This window comes from Acetomicrobium sp. (assembly GCF_059026225.1).
This window is the reverse complement of sequence record NZ_JBWQOQ010000002.1, coordinates 408392-432759: the sequence shown is the minus strand read 5'-3', so window position 1 is coordinate 432759 and position 24368 is coordinate 408392. Positions and strand designations below refer to the sequence as shown.

The window sequence follows — 24368 nt, the reverse complement described above, 5'->3', positions numbered from 1 at the left end:
TTACTGATGGAGATTTTATCGGATATGGCCAGAAACCGAATCCACCAAGAGGCATATCTTCCACTAGAAGTGGCTCTTTTGCTCATTGCCGGTTTAATGATGCTCATCACCGGGATTTTGCTTTTTCCAGTATCTTCTGGAACATTTCCTTATTACGAAAATGGGCTATATGGCCTGTTCCTGTTCGTCTTCGCCCTGCAGATGATCACCCTGGGGAAGACTCCTTTCGGTGATATGAGCCGGTCAAGACCTTTGATCGTTATCGGAATAATTATAGCCGCTGTTGGTATTATGACCTGTTTTGTTCCCGATATCTTCAGTCAGATCCCTCGCATCTTGCTGTTTATCTGTTTTGCCCCAGGAGGTTTTATACTTCTGCTCAAGATGGTTTTTTCAAGAGAAAAACTCCGTCTATGGAAGCAATATGGGGGTATATTTAATCATTTAATATTTGGGTGCGGTGCAGTATATGTGCTATCTATATTAATTGGACTTCTTATTTTAATACATAGTCTGTTAAGCACTGCCATGACAGCGGTAGTAGGGATTACCGATGGATTTGCGATTATTTATTTATCCTTAGTCCTTCGAAAAATCTATCATACATATCCCGAGGCTGAGAATACCAATCCGGGAGCAGTTACACTTCCTACCGATAAAATGATGCTTCTAGTAACTGCTATTTTTATGATGCTTTTGGGAGCACTGTTAATTCCAGTTAATTTGGATCAACTTCCTTTTTCGGGAAGTGCTCAGCTCGGACTCCTGATGGTCATATTTGCCATTCAGATGCTGGCATCTGGAAGCACTCCGATTGGCCCTTTCCCCCGGGACTGGTTAATGGTGAGTTTTGGACTTTTGTTTGCATCGCTGGGGATCATATCCAGCATTATTCCGGAGATCCTTGTAAAACCGCTAATCATTCTTATTGGGTTATTGAATATTATTAACGGTTTTATGACACTGGCGAGAACATTTCTATCTAGATTTAAAAAGTCGGACAATTCAGGCGGTAAAGTTCATCCAACTATAAAAAAGCTTTTTATTACTCAGCTGCTAATGAGTTTATTGTCTATTATGTTTGGAACATCAGCGTTGCTTGCTCACCTGCTTCCGGAATTGGTCATCGATGTGCTTATCTTTGCGAATGGATGTGGTCTTTTGTATTTGATGCTTATTCTTATTGACTTGGACAGGATAGCAAGCCATTTCAATGAATAATGATGATCAACAGAAATGAAAGCTGTTTAAACAATAGTGCAAAAAACAATAATTTCAACTCTCATTTAATAATATTCTTTTAACCCACCAAGTGATGCAAAACTCAAGATACCTGGGCTCTATTTCAAACAGTGTGGAAAAATTTCTGTGGTAAGAATAGGGGCTAATCTTCCTGACGTAAGCCTCTATGTTTCTAAGGCCAAAAGAGATTCGTTTCAGCATCTTCACCTTCGTGTTGTACGTTTTAGTAAAAGCGTTGGTAGTATTGTTGTCGAAGTAATTTAAGATGGGCTCACGCCATCTTTTAAGCGTATTTGACACCTTTTGGACTTTATGTATCTGAAGTCTTAGAAATCCCAAAGCTTTATTTAACATCACCTTAAATCGCTTTTACTTGATTTTCATATGTTTTCTCAAATTACTCTGGCTTTTGTAGCTAAGCATCAAAAACAGCCTAGTGGGATTGCAAAGACCTCAATATACTTAAAGATTTCGGAACTAGCTTCCATCCTGATTTTAAACCTGCAATGGTTCACAAAATTCTGCCTTCAAGATCTTAACGAGACTCTCCCTTGCAAAATTGCAAAATTTCTTAAAGCAGTTGTCTTTATGGTACAATGACCCACTATTACATTACCTTGAATGAGGTCCTTCATTTATAATGACCTCCTGCTATTATCCTCAAAAAGAGGTGGTGAATATAATCCTAAAAACTCGGATATCTCAACTGAGAACCACATTAAATAGTGGACGTGTAATACGATAAGCTATTCCTCTATAAAATAATCGTATTCTACTTTCTTTATTTGGTAGGTCATTGTTGTAGATACCCCTATATTGTATTCGATCATAAAATCAACTAACATCTGCCCGTCAATGAGAACGATCTTTTTTTGTACGTTTGATATATATTCCCGAGCTTCATTAGTGAACGATGACGTAGTTATAAATACACCTTTTTGGGCTCTTTTCCCATCAAGGGCTCCCACAAACCTTTGTAATTCCGGACGTCCGACAGAATCTCTCCAGCGTTTTGCCTGGATGTAGATTACGTCAAGACCAAGGCGATCTTCGTTGATTATCCCGTCAATACCACCATCACCTGTGCGCCCCACAGCCCGTGCTGCCTCTTTGAATGTTCCACCGTAGCCCATCGTAACGAGCAGCTCTACAACTAAGCGCTCAAAGAATTCAGGTGAAGTTTTTTGGATCTGATCAAGAAGTTCACTTGCAAGTTCCAGCTTCAGCTCTTCGTATGTAGTAGCAAGAATTTCTTCTGGCGTCTCGTTAATTTCCTTTGGAAAATCGACAACAATCTCTTGGTTTGTTTCCTGTCCAAACTTGAACTCTCGAAACTCTTTATATTGACTCAAAAACTGAACGTCAATACGGGTAGGTTTTTGTTTAAGCACCTCAATGCCACGATCGGTGATTCGAATGTAACCCCTGCGCGTTGATTCGAGAAGTCCCGCCTTTTTCATATAAGTACGTGCCCATCCAACGCGGTTATCGAACACTAACTGCTTGCCGCTTGGAAGAAGGGTTTGACGCTCCTCTGGCGTGAGATCAAATTGCTTAGCTAAGATTTCGATAACATCACGCATATAATGCTCCTGTCGGTCTCCTACTAATTTCAAAAGAGGAAGCATAATTTCTTGATAGCTGGGAATACCCATTGCTCATCCCCTCCTTTTTAATTCAATCATAAAGACTTGTCCTCAACAAAACGCCCTTAACTTTTTCCTAAACAATGGGCTATAAACTATTATTGAGGTCAAAACCTTCAAATGTCCAAATGTGCTTAGAGTGATACCGAAAATCTTTTGCTTGCAATATAGATCTTATATTTTTATGTACGTATAATTTGTTCCATCTGTTCGTTGACTTAATATCATGCTAGTTGGTAGTAATGTAAATCGCTACCGCAATTTATTTTTCTTTGCCTTTCGCACAACCATACATTTCTGCTCATGCCTTTATTTGTAGCTAAATTTCACAATCTCTGAACACTGCATAATTTCCATATACCTTTCATGCAGCGCAAACAATGTCTATCTCCAATACACTTTTTATGCCTTCATGCTCATGAGTTAGTTGTAATTTACAATTACGCGCGACTAATGTCAAGGTGATATAAGAAAGCGGTAAAAGAGCATCAGAATTGAATTTCATCTTTAGCATAATAAGAGATATTCGTTCCTGCCAAACGTTTTTATGACTCTTTAATCTATCCCATACCACAACTGGCGGAATCCTAAAGCCATCAAACAACCACTCGGCTTTATCAGCTAACCCCAAAAATTTCCCCCCCGTTATGGGATAGTTAAAAGAATAACGTGCAAAGTTGTCCCTGTGCCTTTGGTTATAGTCGTTTTATTAGGCACACTTTACTGTTGTTTCTGCACATTAATGGCATTTATTATTCCTGCCAAGGCATCGAGGCGAGCCAGAGGGTCTTGTATCGTTTGAGCGACCTTTAAGCTTTCATCGAGCTTTCCTGCCCTGGCCATAGTTATTGCTACCTCGGATAACGTATTTGACTTAATTCTGGCATCCGAAACCTTTTGGGCGATTTGCAGCGCTTGATCGAACTGTCCTACCCTTGCTAATCCTATGGCTATTTCTGTCGTTGCCCATGATTGCAAATCTCTATCGCTAATTTTCTGTGAAAACTGCAAAGCTATGTTAAAAGTTGCTAGGACACGATCAGTCTGGCCCGCTTTTGCCATCGATTGAGCAATTTTTATAAGAGCCCTAATAAGCTCGTCTTCACCTGCCTGAGGCGTTTGGAGGGCTTCTTTGTAGGTTTTATCCAATTCAGCTTGCGCAGCGACATGGGCAAAGGGTGCGAAGTAGTCCCCTGACAAGGGTTGCACCTCGGCCTTGGCTTGTTTTAAAAGTTCCTTTACGACATTAGAAGGAATGGCGATGCTGACGACCTGTCCGTCTCCGATGGAGTAAACATCGGCCACCCCAACGACTTCGGCTTTCTTGTTAAAAACCGGTGCGCCGATGCTTTCCTTCGCAACAGGTGCCGTAATTTGCAATGCCCTAAGTCCACCCTTTAATTCCCTCACGGCGCTCACGATACCGGTGCTTATCTGGCCTGCTGCAGACGGCTGCGAAGCAATGACGCAAATAGCCTCGCCCAGCTTGACTTTATCGGAATCCCCAAGGGATACAAAGGGCAAGTTATTCCCATTATCTTGCATTATATCCGGGCAATCGAACAATAACGCGCGTCCTTGCACCTGGCTTGCTTTCGATATCGACCCTACCTTTATGAAGTTCAACGATTCTTTTAACGATGGGCAATCCCAAACCTGACCCTCCATAATCTAAGGATCTCGATTTTTCGACCCTGTAAAATTGATCAAACACCTTGGGCAGGTCTTCTTCCGGCACTCCCGGACCGGTATTTTCAATAATTACTACCGTTTCTGCGACATCTCGTTCGACCCTTATCACTATCTGCCCGCCATCCTCGTTATATTTGATTGCGTTGTTTAAAAGATTTGAGAAGGCACGACGTAATTTTTCCTCGTCGCCTTTAACCCACAAGTTTTCCGGGAGATTGACCTCCATCATGATGTTGCGTGCGTCGGATAAAAGTCGGTAATCCTCTATTAAAGCGGAAAGCAATTCGGTTAAATGGACCGGCTTTAAATCGATACCAGAAAGCGTTTCCAGTGACGACATGTCGAGGAGATCCTTGACCAGCCGCTCCATTCGCAACACTTGATCGTTCAATCTGAGAAGGTTATCCCTTATCGAAGGGGAAAGGCTTTCCATATTCGAAGAGCAAATTTCGCCGATGGCCAATCTTATGGTAGCAAGCGGGGTTTTAAGCTCATGAGAAGTATCGAAAAGAAAGTTTCTCTGTCTCATGAAAGAATACTGCAATCGGTCGAGCATCTGGTTGATCGTCACCGCCAGATCGTTAAATTCATCCCCTTGTTCATCTACAGGAAGCCGCTGTTCCAGATTTTTCTCGCTTATATCTCGCGCCAAATCTTTCATCTGCCCTATGGGTTTTAGTATCTTACCTGTTACGAAGTGGCTGATGAGGATCAAAACCGAGGTAGAAAAAAGGAGACCTAGTGGAATACCCCAAACCAGCTCTCTTATCTCCTCTTCAACCTTTCCTAAGGAACGACCGACTTGAACGATGTAATTTTTATCGCCTAAGGAGACCGGAAAGGCCTTAAGCCTGAACGCTTCGACTTTACTTTTGCCGGAGGCATCGTTTACGACTACGTGTCTTATGGTGACAGCAGAGTTTGGCTTTACCGAAGGAAGCCTGACAAAGTCGGCCATGTTCGAGCGAAAGATGACTTCGCTGCCCTGTCGATCGTAAATCACGATCCAATATCTGTCATCTATATGCGAATTGAGCTGTCCTTTTGTGTGTTCTAACAACTCTATAACCTTATAAGCTTCCTCCTCAAGCATGGAATCTAAAAGCCTGAACGATTGTTCTACAAACTCATAAAACACTACGCCGGAGAAGAGAAAGCCTGATACCAAACCTGTTCCAACGATGAGAAGCATAATCCTTCTTCTTACGGTCATTGTTCACCATCTTCGATCATATAACCAACGCTACGTACGGTCTGAATGATTTTATCGTTCCCCGCATCACCGATTTTACGGCGCAAATTTTTAATATGAACATCTATAAAATTAGACATGGTAAAGGGATCAAAGGCATCTCCCCATACATGTTCGGCCAAACTAAAACGCGATACGACCCTGTTTTTGTTGTAAAGCAGAAATTCGAGGATTGAAAATTCTTTTTGGGTAAGCTCTATCGGTTCTCCATTTCTCGTGACCTTGCGGCTTACAGTGTCTAATCTTAGTCCTTTAACATCCAAAATCGCGCTATGCTGGCCACCGGATCTCCTCAACAACGCGCGCACGCGAGCAAGCAATTCGTCGATAGAAAAAGGCTTTGCCAAATAGTCATCAGCTCCGAGATCAAGCCCTTTGACCTTGTCCTCCACGTCCCCTTTTGCCGTAAGCATTAACACCGGAATATCGATCCCGCCTTTTCGTATTTGCTCAAGTAGACTCAACCCATCCATATGGGGCATCATGATATCCAGTATCACCATATCGAAGACAGCGTCATAAAGCTTGTCCATGGCCTCGATTCCGCTGCTTGCAGTGTCTACAATGTAGCGCTCGCCGGCCAAGATCTCTCGTACTTGTTCAAGTAGAGAGATATCATCGTCTACTATCAAAATCCTCATCACGCCACTCTCCTGGAGTAATGTTAACGTTAGTAAATTATATACCAATGACTTGTCATGTAATTTTACCCCATTCATAACTGCAACTTCATAAAATTCGAATTTATCGTTCAATCTTCTAGTATCCCCACCGTCATGAGATTGTTAAAAGAATAATATGGGAAGCTGTCCCTGCATTTTTAGATTACGGCAGTTCAATTGAAAGAAGCAATCTTCACGAAAACTTCATCGTCGGGTGGCTAAAATCAGCTTTGTACCTTTTGGAATAAATACTTGGAGGGATAAGAATTGTCCAAGGTCTCAATAATCGTTCCCACCATAAACGAGGTAGGAAATATTGATGATCTTCTTTCCCGCATTGTCGCGCTGATGGGTGAGATTTCATACGACCTTGAAGTATTGATAGTAGACGACGGTTCCACCGACGGCACGCGCGAACACGTCCTTAAATGGCAAGAAAAATACCCCGTACGACTCATTGCCCGCGATGGCGACAGAGGCGTGGCCAAATCCGTAATAGCGGGAGCCCGTGCGGCCACCGGCGACATCCTGGTGGTCATGGACGCCGATTTGAGCCATCCGCCCGAGGTCATCCCCGACCTGGCCAAGCCTTTAATGGAAGATACATGCGATATAGCCATAGCAAGCCGTTACGTAAAAGGAGGATCCACACCAGGATGGCCCTTTTACAGACGTTTGGCGTCCTTTATCGCCACAGCCATAGCGAGGATCTTCGTAGATGTACGTGACCCCATGTCCGGTTTCTTTGCCGTGCGTCCCCAATTGCTTCGTTCACTCGACCCTGAAAAAGCTTGTTTTAAGGTGTGCATGGAGTCGCTCATAGCAGGAGGCCCTTCCTTGAGGGTCGTCGAGATCCCCATCATTTTCAAAGACAGGGCGAGCGGGCATTCGAAGATCAATCTCATCAAGATGGGCTGGTCTTACCTGTGTCGCTTGGCTGCTTTAGCCGGGGGCAACATGTCGGCAAAAAGCGGCATCCGCTTCGTGATCGTGGGCCTTCTTGCCATGGTTTTGGACCTGCTTGTATTTTCTATACTTACCGGCTTGAAATTTCCCATAGGGCAATCACACGTGATGAGCTTTTTTGCCTCTACAATATTTAACTTCACCTGCAACGCCAAATGGTCCTTTGCCCAGGGGAAGACATACCGGATCTCTCCCTCTAGTTTCGGGCGTTTCCCGCTTTTGGCTTTGATGTCACTTTTTCTGCGAGGAGGAGTGCTTGCTACTTTAAACCAACTGCTGGGTTGGCCACCGACTTTAGCCGTAATAGGAGGAATCTTTGCTGCCGCTGTCTCAAATTACGTAGGGAATGCCTTTTTCGTATTTCCCTTGAAGCCTAAGTGCAAGGAGCTTCGTTGGCGGGCTGTCTCTGTCATATTTCTCATTTATGCCATCGCGTTGCGCCTGTTTTATATGGGAGTGATGGAGCTAATTTATGAGGAAGCATACTATTGGAATTACGCTCAGCACCTAGATATAGGCTATCTGGACCACCCTCCCACGGTGGCCTGGATCATAGCCTTTTTCACGTCCATCTTAGGCAACACCGAATTTGCCGTAAGGATAGGAGCACTGCTTTCCTGGGCAGTTATGGGAGCGTTCGTCTTTGCCCTTACGCGAAACCTTTACGGTAGGGGGGCCGCCTTCACCTCTATTTTGTTCGTAGCCGGAGTTCCCTTTTTCTTCGGGATAGGCATGCTAATGACCCCTGACGCTCCACTTGCTGCCTGCTGGGCGGGTACGCTTTATTTTCTGGCCAATGTATTTTTTGGCAAACAACGTTCATCCTGGCGGGGCGTTGGCATCTGTGCCGGGCTAGGTTTGCTTTCCAAATACACCATCACACTTTTAGCGCCGGCAAGTTTATTGTTCATGGCCATAGACCCAACGTCCCGCCAATGGTTAAAGAAAAAGGAACCATACTTAGTTGCTATCCTTGCTCTTTTGATCTTTTCACCGGTCATCATCTGGAACGCCAAACACGGATGGGCATCTTTCGTCTATCAGGGGCCTGGCAGGTTCAACGATTCTTTTGAGTTTTGCCTGCCCCAATTTCTAGGTTATGTAGCGGCCCTCCTTTCACCCGTCGGTTTAGTTGCCGTCTTAGGAACTTTTTTAGGGGTAAAAGGCGACCGAAGATCTCGGTTTTGCATGGCAATGGCACTTTTACCGGTGTGCTTCTTTTTGGCCTTTAGTCTGTTTCGAGAAGTCAAGTTGAATTGGACAGGGCCAGCTTGGCTTTGTCTCATCCCTCTAATGGCATATCAGACGACTGAAAACGATATAACGTCACGAATTGTCTATTTTCTACGAAAAGCTTGGATTCCTACGGTTGTAGTCGTCTATCTTATCTTTGGCACAGCACTGCACTATTTTGTTTTAGGCCTGCCCTTCGTAGGTTATCCGCATGATCTGCCCTTGCTTGGATGGAGCGACCTGGCAAGACAGGTCGAGGACATAGAAGATACGCTTGAACAGACTACGGGACATGAGCCTTTGGTGTTGGGCATGGACAAAAACACGATTGCAAGCGAACTTTCTTTCTACAGAACGAAGCTAGCCGGCAAAGGCCATGATTGCCGCGAAGGCGTAAAATACACTGCCGGTCCCAACTTCTTTGGGCACGAAAGTCTTATGTTCAAATACTGGTTTCCGAATGACAAAGGTCTACGCGCCTATAGCGACGTGCTCCTGTTGGTCGGCCAAAATTCTAAAAGTCTATGTTTAGACGAATTGACAAAAGATGGTTGGAACGTAGAAGGTCCAAAAGAACTGGTTGTAAGAAAAAACGGCATTCCCGTTAGAAATTATTACTATGCCATAGCACAGATGGCAAACAGTAAGTTTAAAGCCGCTTTAAAGTGAGGTTAGGAAGCATGCTGATAAGATCAAGGGTGCCTTTGAGGATAAGCTTTGGCGGCGGCGGAACTGACGTATCCCCTTACTGCGAGGAATACGGAGGCGTTGTCATGAACGCCACCATTGACCGTTATGCTACTGTGAGCCTCTTTCCGTTTAGCGATAAGACCATAGAGATAGAAAGCATAGATTACGACGCAGCCCTGAAATACGATGTGGATCAATTTTTGGCTTATGATGGACATCTCGACCTAATAAAAGGCGTGGTCAACTACATGAGGAAAACTTATGATGTACATCACGGCTTTAAGCTTAGAATTCATAACGATGCTCCTCCCGGTTCAGGTTTGGGATCATCTTCTGCTGTCTGCGTCGCCGTCGTTGGGGCATTTAGACATTGGCTCAACCTTCCCATGACCCCCTATGAAGTGGCCGAGCTTGCTTATTACATAGAAAGAAAAGAGCTGGGCATCAAAGGCGGCAAGCAGGATCAATATGCTGCTGCCTTTGGCGGCTTTAACTTCATAGAATTTAACAGCACGAAGACGATAGTAAACCCGTTGAGGTTGCGAAATGATGTAGTTTGTGAGCTCAACCACAGATTAGTTTTGGCCTACGTAGGCGGTTCTCACGATTCGTCAAAGATCTTAGGCTCTCAGATAAAAAACATGGCTTCTGGCAACGAGGAAACGTTAACGTCACTTCACAAGGCCAAGGAGCTTGCCATAGCGATGAAGGCCGCGCTACTTACCGACAATCTCGACGATTTTGGGCTTCTCCTCGGTGAGGCATGGGAGTCCAAAAAGCACTTCACTGCAGGCATAACGACTCCAAAGATCGACGTCATATACGAAAAAGCCAAATCAGCCGGCGCTTTGGGAGGTAAAATCTCGGGAGCAGGTGGCGGCGGGTTCATGTTCTTTTTTACGAAACCTGACAAGAGATACGCCGTAACCAAAGCGCTTCAAGAAGAAGGTATCCAAATAGTCAATTATTCGTTCACGGAGATAGGCTTACATACTTGGGAGGTGCGATGTTCATGATCTTAGTCACAGGAGCTGGTGGAATGATAGGGAGCCATCTCATAGACAGGCTCTTTTGCCTCGCAGGGAAAGGTAATGTTATAGCTTCTTATTACAAACCTACGATCGACATGAAAGAAATCGAGGGAAAAGCTACGTTCGTGGAGACGGACGTGCGTTATTTTGAGAATTTATACACTCTAGTCGAACGATACAAACCGCAGTTCATATATCATTTAGCAGCCCAAAGCTTCCCAGCCATCTCGTGGGAAAAGCCACAGGAAACCCTTGAGACCAACGTGATAGGCACGGCAAATCTATTTGAGGCAATAAAGCTCATAAGGGCCAAGGAACCTTACGACCCGATAGTGATCGTAGCGTGTTCCAGCGCCGCTTACGGTTACGTAAATGAACGAGAAGTTCCCATATCGGAAAGCCATGCCTTGCTTCCACTGCATCCGTATGGGGTAAGTAAAGCCGCCCAAGATCTTCTTACCTATCAATATTGGGCCACATATGGCATCAAAGGCATAAGGGCCAGGATATTCAACACCACCGGTCCAAGAAAGACGGGCGATGTATGCGCGGACTTAACCTTGAGAGCTGTCCGGATAGAAAAGGGTTACACCCCGCCGATACTGCAAGTAGGAAACAGGGAAAGCCGCAGGGCCATACTTGACGTAAGGGACTTGATTTCTGCCCTTATATTGCTTGCCCAAAAAGGCACACCCGGTGAAGCTTATAACATCAGCGCCCAAAAAGCGTACGCAGTATGTGAAATAATTGATATCATAAAGAAGGAATCAAGCATCTCCTTTGACGTACGTACAGACACAACGCTGCTACGGCTTAAAGACGAACCTATAATACTTGGAGATTCCTCGAAGCTCGTGTCCGCCACGGGCTGGAGGCCCAAATATGACCTTGCTGTTACCATAAAAGATATGCTGCAGTATTGGCGCCAAAATCACCTCGATGTTAGACCAATGTGACACATTCTACGAGATAAGAAACCTCAACAAGGATTGGATGCTTATAATGTGCGAGTTATCTACTTATAAAAATTAAAAGGGTCCTAACAGCTCCTCCTCAAAAATTTGCCTCTCCCCTCACGTCCTTTAAAGGAACCCCTTTCAAATATCACTTCTCCCCGTGACAAAGTTGTGTAAATCTGTCCATGCACCTTCAAGCCCTCGAAGGGAGAAAAATCGGTGTTCATGTGCAAATCACCCGAAGTGATGGTCCATTCCGCATTCGGATCGAACACCACCACGTCCGCATCCGAGCCGATTTGAAGCGCACCCTTTTGAGGGAAAAGGCCGTAAATTTTGGCTGGATTTTCGGATAAAAACCTTACTAACAAACTGATGGGCAAATGTCGCTTAAAAACACCCTCGGAAAACATCAAGGGCAAAGCCGTCTCCACGCCGGGCAAGCCGTAAGGGAGGTCCAAAAAGTTTCCCTTCCAAGTTTTTTGTTCTCTGGTAAAGGGACAATGATCCGTAGCTATCATCGAAAGTTCTTCGTTGTAAAGGGCGTCCCAAAGGGCTTCTAAGTCATAGGGCGATCTCAGGGCAGGAGAAGCCGAGTATAAATGACCATCCGTGCTTTCGTACACATCCTGAGTTAACAAAAGATATTGAGGGCAGGTCTCAGCCGTCACATTTTTATAAAAACTTTTCCCCCTTTTTAAAGCTTCCAGTCCCAGGGCGGAAGACAAGTGAACTATGTGCAGGCGCGCGTTAGCCCTTTCTGCCAAGTAGATCGCGTCACTTACTGCAACCGCCTCGCACAAAGGAGACCTGACTTTCGCTAAAGATACCATGTTCTTTAATTCCTCTTCTTCCAACGCGTTCATCAGGTAATTGATGACTTCTTCGTCCTCGGCATGCACAACTGCCAGCGCGCCCAAATCACCTATTATCTGGAACGCCTCAAATAAGGCTCCCCTATCGGTTCTCCTCCCAGAAGAACCGTAGGCGGTAAAAAATTTAAAGCTAGTCACGCCCATTTGGACTGCCTTCAGGATCTCCTGTGATCTTGATCTATGCCAACCTATGACTTCGGCGTGAAGGGCGTAATCTATGTGAGATTTTTCGGCCTCCCTGAGCCTATTTTCGATATCCTCAGGTATCGTTGACTTGCTGCTGCCAACGGTGAAATCTATGATCGTCGTTACGCCTCCGCAGGCAGCCGCTTTGGTGCCTGAGGAAAAATCATCGCTTGAACGGGTGCCGGAAACGGGAAGTCCCATGTGCACGTGAGCATCTATGACGCCGGGCATTACCAACTTCCCTGAGGCATCGATTACATATTTTCCGTCCAAATCGTCGCCGATCGCGGCTATTTTCTCTCCTTTTATGGCTAAATCGGCTTTAATGGTTTCGCGAAAGCCGCTTACGAGCTTACCTCCTTTGACCACCACGTCGTACATCTTGACACCTCCCATTCCCTGGCAAAAGAAGTTTTACAGTAAGCTGACCTCAATATCACTTTTTTAAAAGTGCGATTCCCCTAAGACTTATATGAATTTCTGATTCCTTCATTTCCTTTACTCGCATTATACTATGATTAAAAGGGGGAGTTATATGTATTTAAGATTAATAATTTTACTAGGCATCGTATCATTAATTTACGCTCTAACGAATTATTATATTTATATACACGTTGCTCCTTTATGCCTATCGCCCCGGGGCAAAATACTCATCCCGTTATTGCTATTGATCATGGCAGCTTATCCTGGCGGTCGTATATTGCAAGCTTTCACATCGCCCGGGGTTATTATAAAGGTAATCATTGTAGTGGGTTCCTACTACCTCGCCTTCATGGCCTACGCCTTTTCCCTAGCTCTATTTATGGATATTTACAAGCTTCTATCTTCAATACTTTCCTTCCTCCCGCTTTTAGGCACCACACTGCAAGCACAAATATGGAAAGTTGGCATTTGTCTTATAATCGCCTTGATTGCCTTCGGCAGCCTAAACGCCAGAAAAGCCCAAGTCATCACTCTTGACCTTGAAATACCACTTGGCAATCCCGGCATAGATTCTCTTCGTGCAGTTGCCGTCTCTGATATGCACGTAGGGCCTTTTATTAACAGCTCTCGCATTAGAGGCCTGGTGGATAAAATAAACGGCTTGTCTCCCGATATCGTATTCCTGGTTGGCGACATCGTCGACGAGAGCATAACCGCAGCTACAGAGGAAGGCCTGGCGGAAGAGTTAAAAAGGACAAAAGCGCCTTTGGGCATCTATGCCGTTCCCGGAAACCATGAATATTACGCAGGAATAGAGGACGTTCAAAAGTACTTGTCCCGAGGGGGAGTGAGATTGCTTCGTGACGAATTTGTAGTCATCAAGGATTCGCTAATATTGGTAGGGCGTGAGGATATAATGGCAAATCGCTTGGGGGAAAAGAAACGCCAGCCCCTTTCTGAAATCCTTCGAGAAGCTCCCGAAAACCTCCCCATAATCGTTTTGGATCACACGCCGATCGATCTCGAAGAAGCGACCTCGCAAGGCGCATCACTCCAACTTTCAGGACATACACATAACGGCCAAATGTGGCCTTTTAACTTAATTACGCGATTGATATTTGAAAAAAGTTGGGGGCTTTTGCAAAAAGGAAATACCCTCATTTATGTATCATGCGGATACGGAACATGGGGACCGCCCGTGCGCATAGGATCAACGCCCGAAATAATATTGTTGAATTTAACGTTGAATGTCTTAAAATAATTTAGTATATCGAAATCAAGTTACAGGGTTTTCCTGCAAGAAAATGACAGTTTCCGAGTGAGCCTGTTTTAAAATTGCTCAAGGGAGGTAATGATACAAATGCCGTTTTTCACGATAGCTACCTTTAACGTGAATTCTGTTCGAAGTAGGCTTCACATCTTAGAAAGATGGCTCTCTGCAAATCCAGTCGATGTGCTTTGCTTGCAAGAGACTAAGGTTAGTGACGACCAATTTCCCCTATCTGCCTTTGAATCGTGGGGATACCATGTATTTTTTCGAGGCAAGAAGGGTTATAGCGGCGTCGCAATAGCATGTCAAAATGAGCCTGAAGAAATAATCTACGGCTTCCCCGATGACAAAAACCCCAGAGATGACGACAGGCTCATGATAGCTCGTTTTGGCGATATCTGGGTAATAAACACATATGTGCCACAGGGAAAATCGATAGTTCACCCTGACTACCGATACAAAAAGGATTTTTTGATGCGATTTCTTGAGATGCTGGAATCGCAGTTTAATGACGAAGATAAAATACTGTGGGTGGGTGACATGAACGTCGCACCGGAGGAAAAGGACGTCACAAAACCTGAGACCAAGAGAAATCATGTCTGTTTCCACGAGGAAATTCGCGATTTATTCGATACGGTGAAATCCTGGGGATTCATGGACGTCTTCAGAAAACATCATACCGAAGAAGGGCAGTTCACTTTTTGGGACTATCGCGTCAAAAATGCCTTTGAACGAAACATCGGGTGGCGCGTCGATCACATATTGGCTACGCAGCCGCTAGCGGAGCGATCTGTGGACTGTTACATCGACAGAGAACCGCGCATTTGGGAACGGCCATCAGACCATACAATTATGGTGGGTATCTTTGACATCTAGCAAAAAGCTCAAAACAATGAGGTATGATCATGCTATGCAGGGAATATTATTAGCCCTTGGAGCGACATTAATATGGGGAACAAACGGGCCTGCCGTCCGATTTATCAACAGCTTTGGGGTCAGTCCTCTTCTCATAACCCTTTTTCGCCTCACCGTAAGCACATGCATTATCATCTTCCTTGCTCCAAAACCACGAAGCTCTTTGATAATGCCCCGCAAAGCAGAGATGCGCAAACCTCTTTTTTGGTTAAGCGCTGTTGGCTTGATCAGCTCCAACTTAGGCTTGAGCATCGCTTTTTTACGGATATCCATAGGCTTAACGTTGATTTTATATTACACCGCGCCAATTTGGGCCATGATAGGCGCCTGGGCCATAGCACGGGAACGTCCAACCATAGTACAGATTTTGGCCCTAATAGTATCTTTATTGGGTGTTTACTTCGCAGTATGGGATCCCAAAGAGGGGTTGAAATTTGACCTCATAGGCATATTGTGTGCCCTGGCAGGAGGAGCCGGATATGCCTTATACCTGCTCAACGGAAGGTATGGGGTGGGCAAAGAATCCCCCTTCAAAGCCTACTTACAGAACTTTATGTGGGCATCAATAATCTGTTGGGTAGTTGCCCTGTTCACGGGAGAAGCCGGGATGTTATTTAAGGCCCCTTTAAAAGCTTACCTTGGCCTTTTATACATGGCCCTTTGCACCTCTGCGCTGGCTTTCGGGATGATTTCACGAGCACTTAAGTACATGTCAAGCTCCATAGCTTCTGTGGTATCCATGACTGAGGTCCCCTTTTCGATGATGTGGGCATTTGTCTTGCTTCATGAAGTGCCAGAAAAAAGAGCCGTTTTGGGCGGAATATTTATTTGTATTGCCGTTATATTGCTTTCATTAGAACCTTTATTCTATTGCAGGGATAACCGATAAGTGCTATATTACATTTGCGATACATGAGCAAAAGAGGTGAGAAAGATAGCACACTATTGGAAAATCAAGTGCCCAACTTGTGGAGCTGAGACTATATCTTCTGCACAAGAGGGCACCAAAGCTAAATGCTCTCACTTTAATAGATTTTTACCGGAAGAATCGCTCGTCCTTTATTATAATGACCTCGGAGAAGAAGTGGCCGTAAGGCTCGATTCTGTAGGACAAATTTGCTATAGTTTTTCCTGTCCACTTTGTAAAGAGAAGATCGAGGCATGCGCTACGGAAGAAGCGCTACAATATTATGTTAAAACTAGCTGCACTCATTTCATAACTCTGCGCAAGGACAAAGACAATAAGGCATCTGCCGTATTCGTTGACTCCTTCGGCAACGTCTATCCAGTCGAGATCTAAGAGACAGCCAACGGGAGTTTACCGCCTTTTGGGCAGTTGATGAATGGCTTGCCCAGTAACGTTCATCACTGCTTCATGAAAGACCTCGGCTAGTGTTGGATGGGCATGAATGCATGAGTCCATCTCCTCGGCAGTTACACCGGCATGCATCGCTATGGCCGCCTCGTGGATCAGGTCGCTTGCATGAGGGCCAATTATATGAACTCCCGCTAATTTTCCGTCTTCGTAAGCCAAAACTTTTACTAGACCTTCTTCTTCCCCCATGGCAACGGCTTTCCCGTTACCTCCAAAGAGAAACTTGCCGACTCTGTAAGGTATTCCTTCACTTTGGAGCTCTTCTTCGGTCTTTCCCACGGTACCAACTTCCGGAATGGTGAATACCGCCGCAGGAATTACATCATAGTTAACCTTGGTTGGTCGCCCAAACATCGCTTCTGCCGCAGCCCTACCCTCCGCGGAAGCCACGTGAGCCAGGTAGGGAGGACCTAATACGTCCCCTATGGCGTATATTCCTTCTGTGGAAGTGCGGTAAAGCTCGTCCACTACGATGCCTTTTTCCCCAGTCTTAATGCCCACATCCTCGCAACCCAGTCCTTCAACATTGGGGGTGTTTCCCGTGGCAACCAAGACCATGTCGGCACCTAAAACAACTTCTCCCGTTTTGCCTGAAGCGTGAATTACTAATTCATCCTGGCCTTCCTCGATGCGGTCAAGGAGCGTCCCCTCGTAAAGGGTTATGCCCTTTCTCCTTAAAAACACGTTCATGCGTTTGGATATCTCGCCGTCCATCAAGCGAAGCACCTTGCTTCTCACCATGACCGTCACCTTTGAGCCCAAGGCGTTATAAATGCTCGCAAATTCCATAGCGATGTAGCCGCCACCATATATCAAAAGTCTTTCCGGCAAGCCTTCAAATCCCAGCAGTTCCTTACTGGTGACGACTCCTTCCAGGTCCATGCCAGGCACATTTGGAATGGTCTCCTTGGATCCGGTAGCTATCAAGATACATTTGGATTCAAGTTCACTTGATTTGCCGTCTGGCATATTTACCAAGATTTTGTTTTTGTGAATTAATTTCGCTTCACCGTGAAGAACGTTCACTTTGTATCCTTTTAAAAGCTTTTCCACTCCTCCGGTTAGCTCATCCACAGCCCTTTGTTTCCAGGCATGTACCTTGGACATATCAACTCGAGGCTCGCCGACGATCACGCCAAATTCTTCCATTCTTTTAGCCAAAAGAACGCTCGAAGCGCTTTGGCACAAAGCCTTTGTGGGGATGCAACCGTAATTGAGACATGTCCCGCCTATTTTTTCTTTTTCAACGATGGTGACCTTGGCTCCAAGTTGTGCGGCTCGAATAGCGGCTACATATCCCCCAGGGCCACTTCCTATGATGATGAGGTCGCTGTTTGCCATGCAAATGTCTCCTTTCCATCAAAAAATTGTTATAACAACGGTCTAAAACCCGGCTGGATCGTGACGCAATAGCAATTCAACTAACAAAGCGTCCCTCACGCCTTTTAATTTCCGGTGAGGGACGCTTTGCGATTAAATTTAAACTTTACGATTCAAACTCCCACTTAACAATTGGCCTTTTAGCGGCTGTCACTTCGTCTAAGCGCGTGACAGGAGTGGTTTTCGGAGATTCCTTGACCAGCTGAGGGTTTTCCTCGGCTTCTTTGGCAATCGTTATCAAGCTTTCCGCAAAGGCGTCCAAGGTCTCCAAGCTTTCCGTCTCCGTGGGTTCCACCATCATGGCTTCAGGAACAATCAAGGGGAAATACACAGTCGGAGGATGAAAACCGTAATCTATCAAGCGCTTAACCATATCCAACGTAGTCACGCCTTTGGATTTTTTCTGCCTGTTGCCCGAAATTACGAATTCGTGCTTGCACCATCGATCGTAGGGCAGATCGAAGTAATCGCGCAATCGTTTCATGAGATAGTTGGCGCTTAAGACAGAGCATTCAGCCACTTCCCTCAAGCCCTCAGGTCCCATGGTGAGAATATAGGCGTAGGCTTTTATCATCACGTTGAAGTTTCCGTAAAAGGACCTGACTCTTCCTATGGACGAAGGCCTGTCATAGTCAAGATAGTATCGGTTACCATCGTATTCGACAAGTGGTGCGGGAAGGAAGGGAACTAGCTCCTTTGTCACGGCTATGGGACCAGACCCGGGGCCCCCGCCGCCATGTGGAGTGCTAAACGTCTTATGAAGGTTTAAGTGCACCACGTCAAATCCCATGTCGCCTGGTCGTGCTTTACCAAGGTTGGCGTTAAGGTTGGCACCGTCATAATACAAAAGCCCTCCGGCATCGTGTATTATCTTGGAGATTTCATCGATCCTTTCCTCGAATAAGCCCAGCGTATTCGGGTTTGTTAGCATGATGCCCGCCACTTCGTCGCTCATGAGCTTCTTTAAATCTTCGACGTCAACATTTCCCCGCTCGTCTGATTTTACTTCCACTACCTCATAGCCCACCATGCTCGCTGACGCCGGGTTAGTGCCGTGAGCAGAATCGGGTATTATAATCTTGTTTCTGTGGCCCTCGCCTCGGTGTTCTAGGGCAGTCTTTATTATCATGAGTCCCGTCAGTTCCCCGTGCGCCCCTGCGGCAGGCTGCAGTGTGGCTCGCTCCATACCGGTAATCTCGCACAACATCCTTTCCAAATCGTAGATTAGCTTCAAAGCGCCCTGTACCATCTCCTCAGGTTGATAGGGATGGATCCGCAAAAATCCGGGAAGTCGCGACACAACTTCATTCACCTTCGGGTTATATTTCATGGTGCACGAGCCCAGGGGGTAAAACCCTATGTCAACGGCGTAATTAAGCTGAGACAACCTGGTAAAATGACGAACCACGTCCACTTCAAAAACCTCAGGAAGCCTCGCGTCAGCCTTCCTTGCAAATCTCTCCGGAATTTTTTCGCTCGCCTCAGGCACATCGCAAGCGGGAAGTGAGTAAGCTTTCCTGCCGGGCTTGCTTAGTTCAACTATCAGCTCCACGGGCTTTTTCATCGCACTTCACCCCCTGCGGCACTAACGAACCCGTCGATCTCATCTTTCGTCCTGCGCTCGGTCACGGCAATTAGCCAGCCCTTATCGATCTCGGGATAGTGCTTGGAAAGGTCGTAGCCGCCTATGAAGCCCTGTTTTAAAAGCTTTTCGTTAAGTTCATTCACCGGCTTAGGCGAGATCACGACAAACTCTTTAAAGAAGGGCGCATCAAAGGCACGTTTAAATCCCTCTTTGACCAGCTTTTCCATGGCGTAATGAGACTTGTTGTAACAAAGTTTCGCCACTTCTTTAAGGCCCTCCTTACCCATCGTGGCCATATACACTGCACCCATCAAAGCACATAGGCTTTGATTAGTGCATATATTCGAAGTAGCCCTCTCGCGGCGTATATGCTGTTCTCTTGCCTGTAAAGTCAAGACAAAACCGCGGCGACCTTCTGTGTCAACTGTTTGTCCCACGATGCGTCCCGGCATTCTTCTAAGGAGCTTCTCTGTCGCGGCCAAAAAGCCAAAGTGCGGTCCTCCAAAGGAAGGTTGATTGCCCAAGGCTTGCCCTTCGCCTGTTACGATGTCAGCGCCAAGCTTTCCAGGCGCTTCCAGGATTGCAAGAGAGATGGGATCTGCGCTCGTGATCAGCAAAGCGCCTTTTGAGTGTGCTAATTCGGCTATTGATGCCACGTCTTCGATGACACCAAAGAAATTGGGACTCTGGACCATTACCGCAGCGATTTCTTCGTTCAACTTACTTTTAAGGTCGTCTACATCGACTTGCCCGTCCTTGTAGCCAAACTCCTCTACTTGGACACCTCTAAAATGAGCGTAGGTATTTAAGACCATCCTGTATTCCGGATGTACAGACCTAGCACAAAGTACCTTTTCCCTTTTCGTAGCTGTGCAAGCCATGAAGGCCGACTCGGCAAAGGACGAAGCTCCGTCGTACATGGAGGCGTTAGAGACATACATGCCCGTAAGTTCACATATCATCGACTGATACTCGAAGATAGCCTGGAGAGTCCCTTGGCTAATCTCCGGTTGGTAGGGTGTGTAAGCCGTGTAAAATTCGCCCCTAGATGCCATTGCGTCGATCACGGAAGGCACGAAGTGATCATAAACCCCTGCGCCTAAAAAACAGGCGTGACTATCCAGATGTGAATTTTTGCCCGCCAGCTCTTGCATGTGCACGATTAATTCATCTTCGGTCATGGGACCAGGGATATCGTAATCTCCCTTCATTCGCACCTTTTTAGGAATATCCTCGAACAACTCGTCAATAGATGCGATGCCCAGGGCCTTGCACATCTTTTCCTTATCTTCGCGCGTGTGGGGAATATAGCTCCACATCAAGCCATCTCCTCCTCTTCTTCTTCGCAATGCTTCGCATAGCTTTCGGCATCGAGAAGGGCATCCACCTCCCCCGGATCGCTCATTTCGATGACTGCGATCCAATTTTCGTAGGGATCTTCATTCAACAATTCAGGTTCATCTTCCAGGGATTCGTTAACTTCAATCACTTTGCCCGAAACGGGCGAATATACATCGGAGGCCGCCTTGACAGATTCGACCGAACAAAAAGCGTCTCCCGCCTCTACCTCCGATCCCACTTCGGGAAGTTCCACATAAACTATATCGCCTAGATGCTCTTGAGCGAAATCAGTTATTCCGACATAGGCCTTGCCATCTTCAACCCTAACCCACTCATGCGTTTTCGTATACCTCAAGTCCTCAGGTATGTTCATGTCCTACAGCACCTCCTAATTTTACTTTTTAATTAGCGTTTGTAACGTCTCTTATAAAAAGGAGTCTCGACAACTTCAGCGAGCCTCTCTCTTCCTCTTATATTGACATAAACTTCCTGGCCCATTTCCGTATAGTCTATGCCAAGTAAGGCCAAAGCCAGATATTTTTCCAGGTAAGGAGCAAACGACCCGGAGGTGATCGTGCCAATCGTCTTGCCTTGAGATCTTACTTCGTAGCCGTGCCTTGGAACGCCCTTTTCAATCATTTCCAATCCTACAATCTTCCGCTTTAACCCATTCTCCTTTTGCTCAAGCAAGCTGGACTTTCCTATAAAATCCTCCTTGTCGAGCTTGACGAAGAAACCAAGACCGGCCTCAAGGGGTGTTATTTCCTCGGAGAGTTCCTGTCCGTAGAGGGGCAGACTAGCCTCAAAACGCAAGGTATCTCGCGCGCCCAATCCGGCCGGAAGCAAGCCTTCTTCTTTGCCAGCTTCAAGCAGCTTGTCCCAAACATGAACGGCATCGGAGGGGGACAGATAAAGCTCAAAACCGTCCTCGCCCGTGTATCCTGTTCGCGAAAGCAAAACCTTCGCACCATCAACCAAGACTTCGTCTTTAAAGGCATAAAACTTCAGATCCCCTAAGGGAATATCGGTGAGTTTTTGAAGTATGCCTTCGGCCTTCGGTCCCTGTAAGGCAATTTGAGCATAGGAATCGGACATATCCAGAACACTAACATCAAAGTCCTTTGATTTATCCAAGATCCAGTGATAATCTTTATCCTTGTTGCCGGCATTGACGACTAAAAGCAAATTGCTTTCGTCATGCATGTATATCAAAATGTCGTCTACCACTCCACCATGTTCGTAGCACATAGGAGAGTACATGATCTTGCCCGGCACCAATCTGGAAACGTCGTTAGTAACGATGTAGTTAATGAAGTTCAAGGCATCTTTTCCCTTAACCTCTATCTCCCCCATATGAGATACGTCGAACAAGCCAGCCGCGCTTCTCACGGCTAAGTGTTCTTCGACAATCCCACTATACTGCACGGGAAGAGCCCACCCCAAGAAATCAACAATACGACCGCCCAGTGCAATGTGCTTCTCGTAAAGCGGTGTTTTTTTCAAACTCAATCTCCTCCTTCCTTGTTCTAAATGATTATGATAGCGAAAAAGGTAGCCTACATGCTTTAAAAGCACACGATACCGAACATAGACCGCGAAACGTCATTGCTAATTTTGCAGATTCATATACTTAAGGTACTATTGCGTGGATTGCCCGAGTTCTCTACATACGGCACGAACTACGGTCACTGTGGTGAACTAACCCTTTCGTGCCTTTTCAGTGTACAGGGTTTGTCTTTAAGCGTCAAGCACGCGATAAGATGACGGGGTTGACTTGTCTGTAATGCTTTTTTAACTTATAATCGGTTGAACATATGTAGGACCGATTAGTCTGCAATTTTTTATAAAAAGGAAGAATTTAGCTTCACTTATTTCTGTTATTCTCTATACTATTGATGTGCGCCCTTCCTGCGTCGGTCACTAGTTTTTATGACAGGGCTGTAATGTCAAGGCCTATTTTTTGAGACATAGCATTAAATGACAAAACCTTGATCGTCGGGGGACAAAAATGTCAGAAATTTTACCGCAAGTTGATTTTCTAGTCTTTTTAGTTTATTCAGCTGCTGCCATATCCCTATTTGCATACAATACTCCTACAACAGAACGCAACTTGTGCATGAGTATAGTGTTGTGCTTTGCACTATGGTCTTTCTGCGAAGCCTATGCGCACCTTTCCCCAACTCCTGATGGGGCCTTAATGTGGTTTAACATCAGTTCCTTTGGTTGGATAATCTTTCCTTTGCCCGTCCTTTTCTTTTATCTAGCTGTCACGAGAGGCATAAAACCGAATTTTAGGGCTGTATTGACTCCGTCTTTTTTATGTCTTTTTTTAATAACAGCTCAGTGGAGAGGAGGTCTTATAAATAAGGTCGAAAGGGGCCCCTTTGGTTGGGTTGCCTTCTGGGCCAATTCACCCGCATCTTACCTATTTGTAATTTATTATAGTGCGATTCTGTCTTTTTGCGCCTTTTTAGCTCTTAAGTTTTGGCTCAATGCAGAAGAGCAAAAACAGCGAGCTCAGGGGAAAATACTTTTTTTCACGGTTGTTGCCGGGTTTTTTGTAGGCACTTTTTCAGATGTTGTGGCGCCAATGTTCGAAATATTTCAAGTTCCCCCAATCGCTTGCCTGGCAGGTTTAATATGGTTGGCAGGAATGGTGCTGGCCGTGACCAAATATGGTTTACTTTCTGTGGAACTTGGTTACTTTAAAGACCTTTATGAACGATTATTTGAGTTTACACCCGGCCCCTTGGCTCTGCTCGATGAGCGAGGGGTGTTTTTATCTGTAAATCGGGCTATGGCCAATAGCTTAGGGAAAAAAAGAGAAGAACTGATCGGTAAAAACTTAAGGCAAGTGCTGGACGCTGAAACATATGAACATCGCATGGCAGCAATCAAGGAAGCGCTGCATTCGGGCCAAGTTAAGTCATTTGAAGACGCCAGAAAGGGCCGATACTTCAAGCATAATATCGTGCCTGTTTCCTTTCAAGATAACAAGAAGGCGGTATTGATCATATCGCGCGATATAACCGAAGAAGTTAAGGCCATGCAGCGATTGGAATTTTATGCTTACCACGATTATTTGACGGGGCTTCCCAACAGAGCAATGCTCGAAATGAAATTTAGCGAAATGACATCAAAGGGAGATGGAAATTCTTTCATCGCCGTTTTTTTCCTCGATCTTGACGGGTTTAAATTTTACAACGACAGCTTAGGGCACGATGTTGGCGATGAGATTTTGATAGAGTTCGGCAAGCGCCTATGCCAAAAGGTGTGTAACGGACTAGTTGGTCGATTTGGTGGCGATGAATTTATCGTGATATTGCCACATATGAAAAACACGGAACACGTTGAGCATGCGGTGTCAGAAATCGTCTCGGCGTTGAAAACGCCCACGAAGGCAGGAGGCGTTGACGTCTTTTTGTCGCCAAGCATAGGAATTAGCCTGTACCCTAAGGATGGGACGAGCTTCGATGAGCTCATACGCCACGCCGACATTGCTATGTATAAAGCCAAAAAAAGCGCCAGGCCTTATTGTTTCTTTCAAGAAGATCGTGCCTTCTTGCGCTAAAGACCCGGCGCAAACTGTTTTTACTAACGCACCACAGATAGGCACGGCTTTAGAAACTATGGTTGTCGTACCTTTTT

At 45.6% G+C, this 24368-nt stretch carries 20 protein-coding genes and 1 pseudogene; 9 read left to right on the top strand and 12 right to left on the bottom strand.

The genetic code is table 11. The annotated features are described in order from the left end of the window. Nucleotides 1–24 precede the first annotated feature (24 nt). On the top strand, nt 25–1221 hold the full coding sequence (locus AC5SXE_RS03220) for a hypothetical protein (protein WP_493916580.1): 1197 nt from the start codon (nt 25–27) through the stop codon (nt 1219–1221). A 124-nt stretch (nt 1222–1345) separates the two neighbouring features. On the opposite strand, the pseudogene AC5SXE_RS03215 reads toward AC5SXE_RS03220, so the two are convergent. The 6 genes and pseudogenes from AC5SXE_RS03215 to AC5SXE_RS03190 all read right to left on the bottom strand — a co-directional run. Then, nucleotides 1346–1536, bottom strand: a pseudogene (locus tag AC5SXE_RS03215) (transposase); the annotation flags it as partial. Nucleotides 1537–1988: 452 nt separating this feature from the next. Then, nucleotides 1989–2897, bottom strand: a complete 909-nt coding sequence (locus AC5SXE_RS03210; RefSeq protein WP_493916579.1) for a restriction endonuclease — start codon at nt 2895–2897, stop codon at nt 1989–1991. A gap of 355 nt (nt 2898–3252) precedes the next feature. Beyond that, on the bottom strand, nt 3253–3519 hold the full coding sequence (locus tag AC5SXE_RS03205) for a hypothetical protein (protein WP_493916578.1): 267 nt from the start codon (nt 3517–3519) through the stop codon (nt 3253–3255). 89 nt (nt 3520–3608) lie between these two features. Then, the gene (locus AC5SXE_RS03200) at nt 3609–4454 is read right to left on the bottom strand and encodes a trypsin-like peptidase domain-containing protein (RefSeq protein WP_493916577.1); all 846 of its coding nucleotides are present in this window, start codon (nt 4452–4454) and stop codon (nt 3609–3611) included. Further along, nucleotides 4423–5793: a sensor histidine kinase gene (locus tag AC5SXE_RS03195; RefSeq protein ID WP_493916576.1), complete on the bottom strand. Its 1371-nt coding sequence runs from the start codon at nt 5791–5793 to the stop codon at nt 4423–4425. Before AC5SXE_RS03195 ends, AC5SXE_RS03200 begins: the two co-directional genes overlap by 32 nt. Continuing rightward, nucleotides 5790–6473 carry a response regulator transcription factor gene (locus AC5SXE_RS03190; RefSeq protein WP_493916575.1) on the bottom strand — a complete coding sequence of 228 codons (684 nt, stop codon included), beginning with the start codon at nt 6471–6473 and terminating at the stop codon, nt 5790–5792. Before AC5SXE_RS03190 ends, AC5SXE_RS03195 begins: the two co-directional genes overlap by 4 nt. A 288-nt stretch (nt 6474–6761) precedes the next feature. Between AC5SXE_RS03190 and AC5SXE_RS03185 the strand changes: the two genes are divergently transcribed. Genes AC5SXE_RS03185 through AC5SXE_RS03175 form a run of 3 tightly spaced genes read left to right on the top strand, consistent with a single transcriptional unit; the run spans nt 6762 to nt 11370 of the window. Beyond that, nucleotides 6762–9362: a glycosyltransferase family 39 protein gene (locus AC5SXE_RS03185; RefSeq protein ID WP_493916574.1), complete on the top strand. Its 2601-nt coding sequence runs from the start codon at nt 6762–6764 to the stop codon at nt 9360–9362. An 11-nt stretch (nt 9363–9373) separates the two neighbouring features. After that, nucleotides 9374–10399 carry a GHMP family kinase ATP-binding protein gene (locus AC5SXE_RS03180; RefSeq protein ID WP_493916573.1) on the top strand — a complete coding sequence of 342 codons (1026 nt, stop codon included), beginning with the start codon at nt 9374–9376 and terminating at the stop codon, nt 10397–10399. Beyond that, nucleotides 10396–11370: a GDP-mannose 4,6-dehydratase gene (locus tag AC5SXE_RS03175; protein ID WP_323721321.1), complete on the top strand. Its 975-nt coding sequence runs from the start codon at nt 10396–10398 to the stop codon at nt 11368–11370. Before AC5SXE_RS03180 ends, AC5SXE_RS03175 begins: the two co-directional genes overlap by 4 nt. 83 nt (nt 11371–11453) lie before the next feature. Here the strand turns inward: AC5SXE_RS03175 and hydA are convergent, their stop codons facing one another. Next, nucleotides 11454–12812 (bottom strand): dihydropyrimidinase, encoded by a 1359-nt coding sequence (gene hydA / locus AC5SXE_RS03170; RefSeq protein WP_493916572.1) that lies wholly within the window; start codon nt 12810–12812, stop codon nt 11454–11456. 154 nt (nt 12813–12966) lie between these two features. Here hydA and AC5SXE_RS03165 point away from each other — a divergent pair, with 154 nt between their 5' ends. From AC5SXE_RS03165 to AC5SXE_RS03150, 4 genes are all read left to right on the top strand, one after another. Next, nucleotides 12967–14115: a metallophosphoesterase gene (locus AC5SXE_RS03165; RefSeq protein ID WP_493916571.1), complete on the top strand. Its 1149-nt coding sequence runs from the start codon at nt 12967–12969 to the stop codon at nt 14113–14115. Nucleotides 14116–14214: 99 nt separating this feature from the next. Continuing rightward, complete coding sequence (xth, locus tag AC5SXE_RS03160; protein WP_493916570.1) at nt 14215–15000, top strand: exodeoxyribonuclease III; 786 nt, start codon at nt 14215–14217, stop codon at nt 14998–15000. A 34-nt stretch (nt 15001–15034) separates the two neighbouring features. Continuing rightward, on the top strand, nt 15035–15928 hold the full coding sequence (locus AC5SXE_RS03155; protein WP_332636805.1) for a DMT family transporter: 894 nt from the start codon (nt 15035–15037) through the stop codon (nt 15926–15928). A 36-nt stretch (nt 15929–15964) separates the two neighbouring features. Continuing rightward, a complete protein-coding gene (locus AC5SXE_RS03150; RefSeq protein ID WP_332636804.1) occupies nt 15965–16339 on the top strand; it encodes a hypothetical protein in 375 nt (124 codons plus the stop codon). Nucleotides 16340–16357: 18 nt separating this feature from the next. Here AC5SXE_RS03150 and lpdA read toward each other — a convergent pair whose 3' ends face one another. The 5 genes from lpdA to gcvT all read right to left on the bottom strand — a co-directional run bounded on the left by lpdA (nt 16358) and on the right by gcvT (nt 22223). Beyond that, nucleotides 16358–17755, bottom strand: a complete 1398-nt coding sequence (gene lpdA / locus AC5SXE_RS03145; protein ID WP_493916569.1) for a dihydrolipoyl dehydrogenase — start codon at nt 17753–17755, stop codon at nt 16358–16360. 145 nt (nt 17756–17900) lie between these two features. Beyond that, nucleotides 17901–19358: an aminomethyl-transferring glycine dehydrogenase subunit GcvPB gene (gene gcvPB / locus AC5SXE_RS03140; protein WP_493916568.1), complete on the bottom strand. Its 1458-nt coding sequence runs from the start codon at nt 19356–19358 to the stop codon at nt 17901–17903. Further along, complete coding sequence (gene gcvPA / locus AC5SXE_RS03135) at nt 19355–20698, bottom strand: aminomethyl-transferring glycine dehydrogenase subunit GcvPA (protein ID WP_332636826.1); 1344 nt, start codon at nt 20696–20698, stop codon at nt 19355–19357. The genes gcvPB and gcvPA overlap by 4 nt, the downstream gene beginning before the upstream one ends. Beyond that, nucleotides 20698–21093 (bottom strand): glycine cleavage system protein GcvH, encoded by a 396-nt coding sequence (gcvH, locus tag AC5SXE_RS03130; RefSeq protein WP_493916567.1) that lies wholly within the window; start codon nt 21091–21093, stop codon nt 20698–20700. The genes gcvPA and gcvH overlap by 1 nt, the downstream gene beginning before the upstream one ends. A gap of 32 nt (nt 21094–21125) precedes the next feature. Further along, nucleotides 21126–22223 carry a glycine cleavage system aminomethyltransferase GcvT gene (gene gcvT / locus AC5SXE_RS03125; protein WP_493916566.1) on the bottom strand — a complete coding sequence of 366 codons (1098 nt, stop codon included), beginning with the start codon at nt 22221–22223 and terminating at the stop codon, nt 21126–21128. 505 nt (nt 22224–22728) lie between these two features. On the opposite strand from gcvT, the gene AC5SXE_RS03120 reads away from it, so the two are divergent. After that, complete coding sequence (locus tag AC5SXE_RS03120) at nt 22729–24291, top strand: diguanylate cyclase domain-containing protein (protein WP_493916565.1); 1563 nt, start codon at nt 22729–22731, stop codon at nt 24289–24291. The last annotated feature ends 77 nt before the right edge of the window (nt 24292–24368 follow it).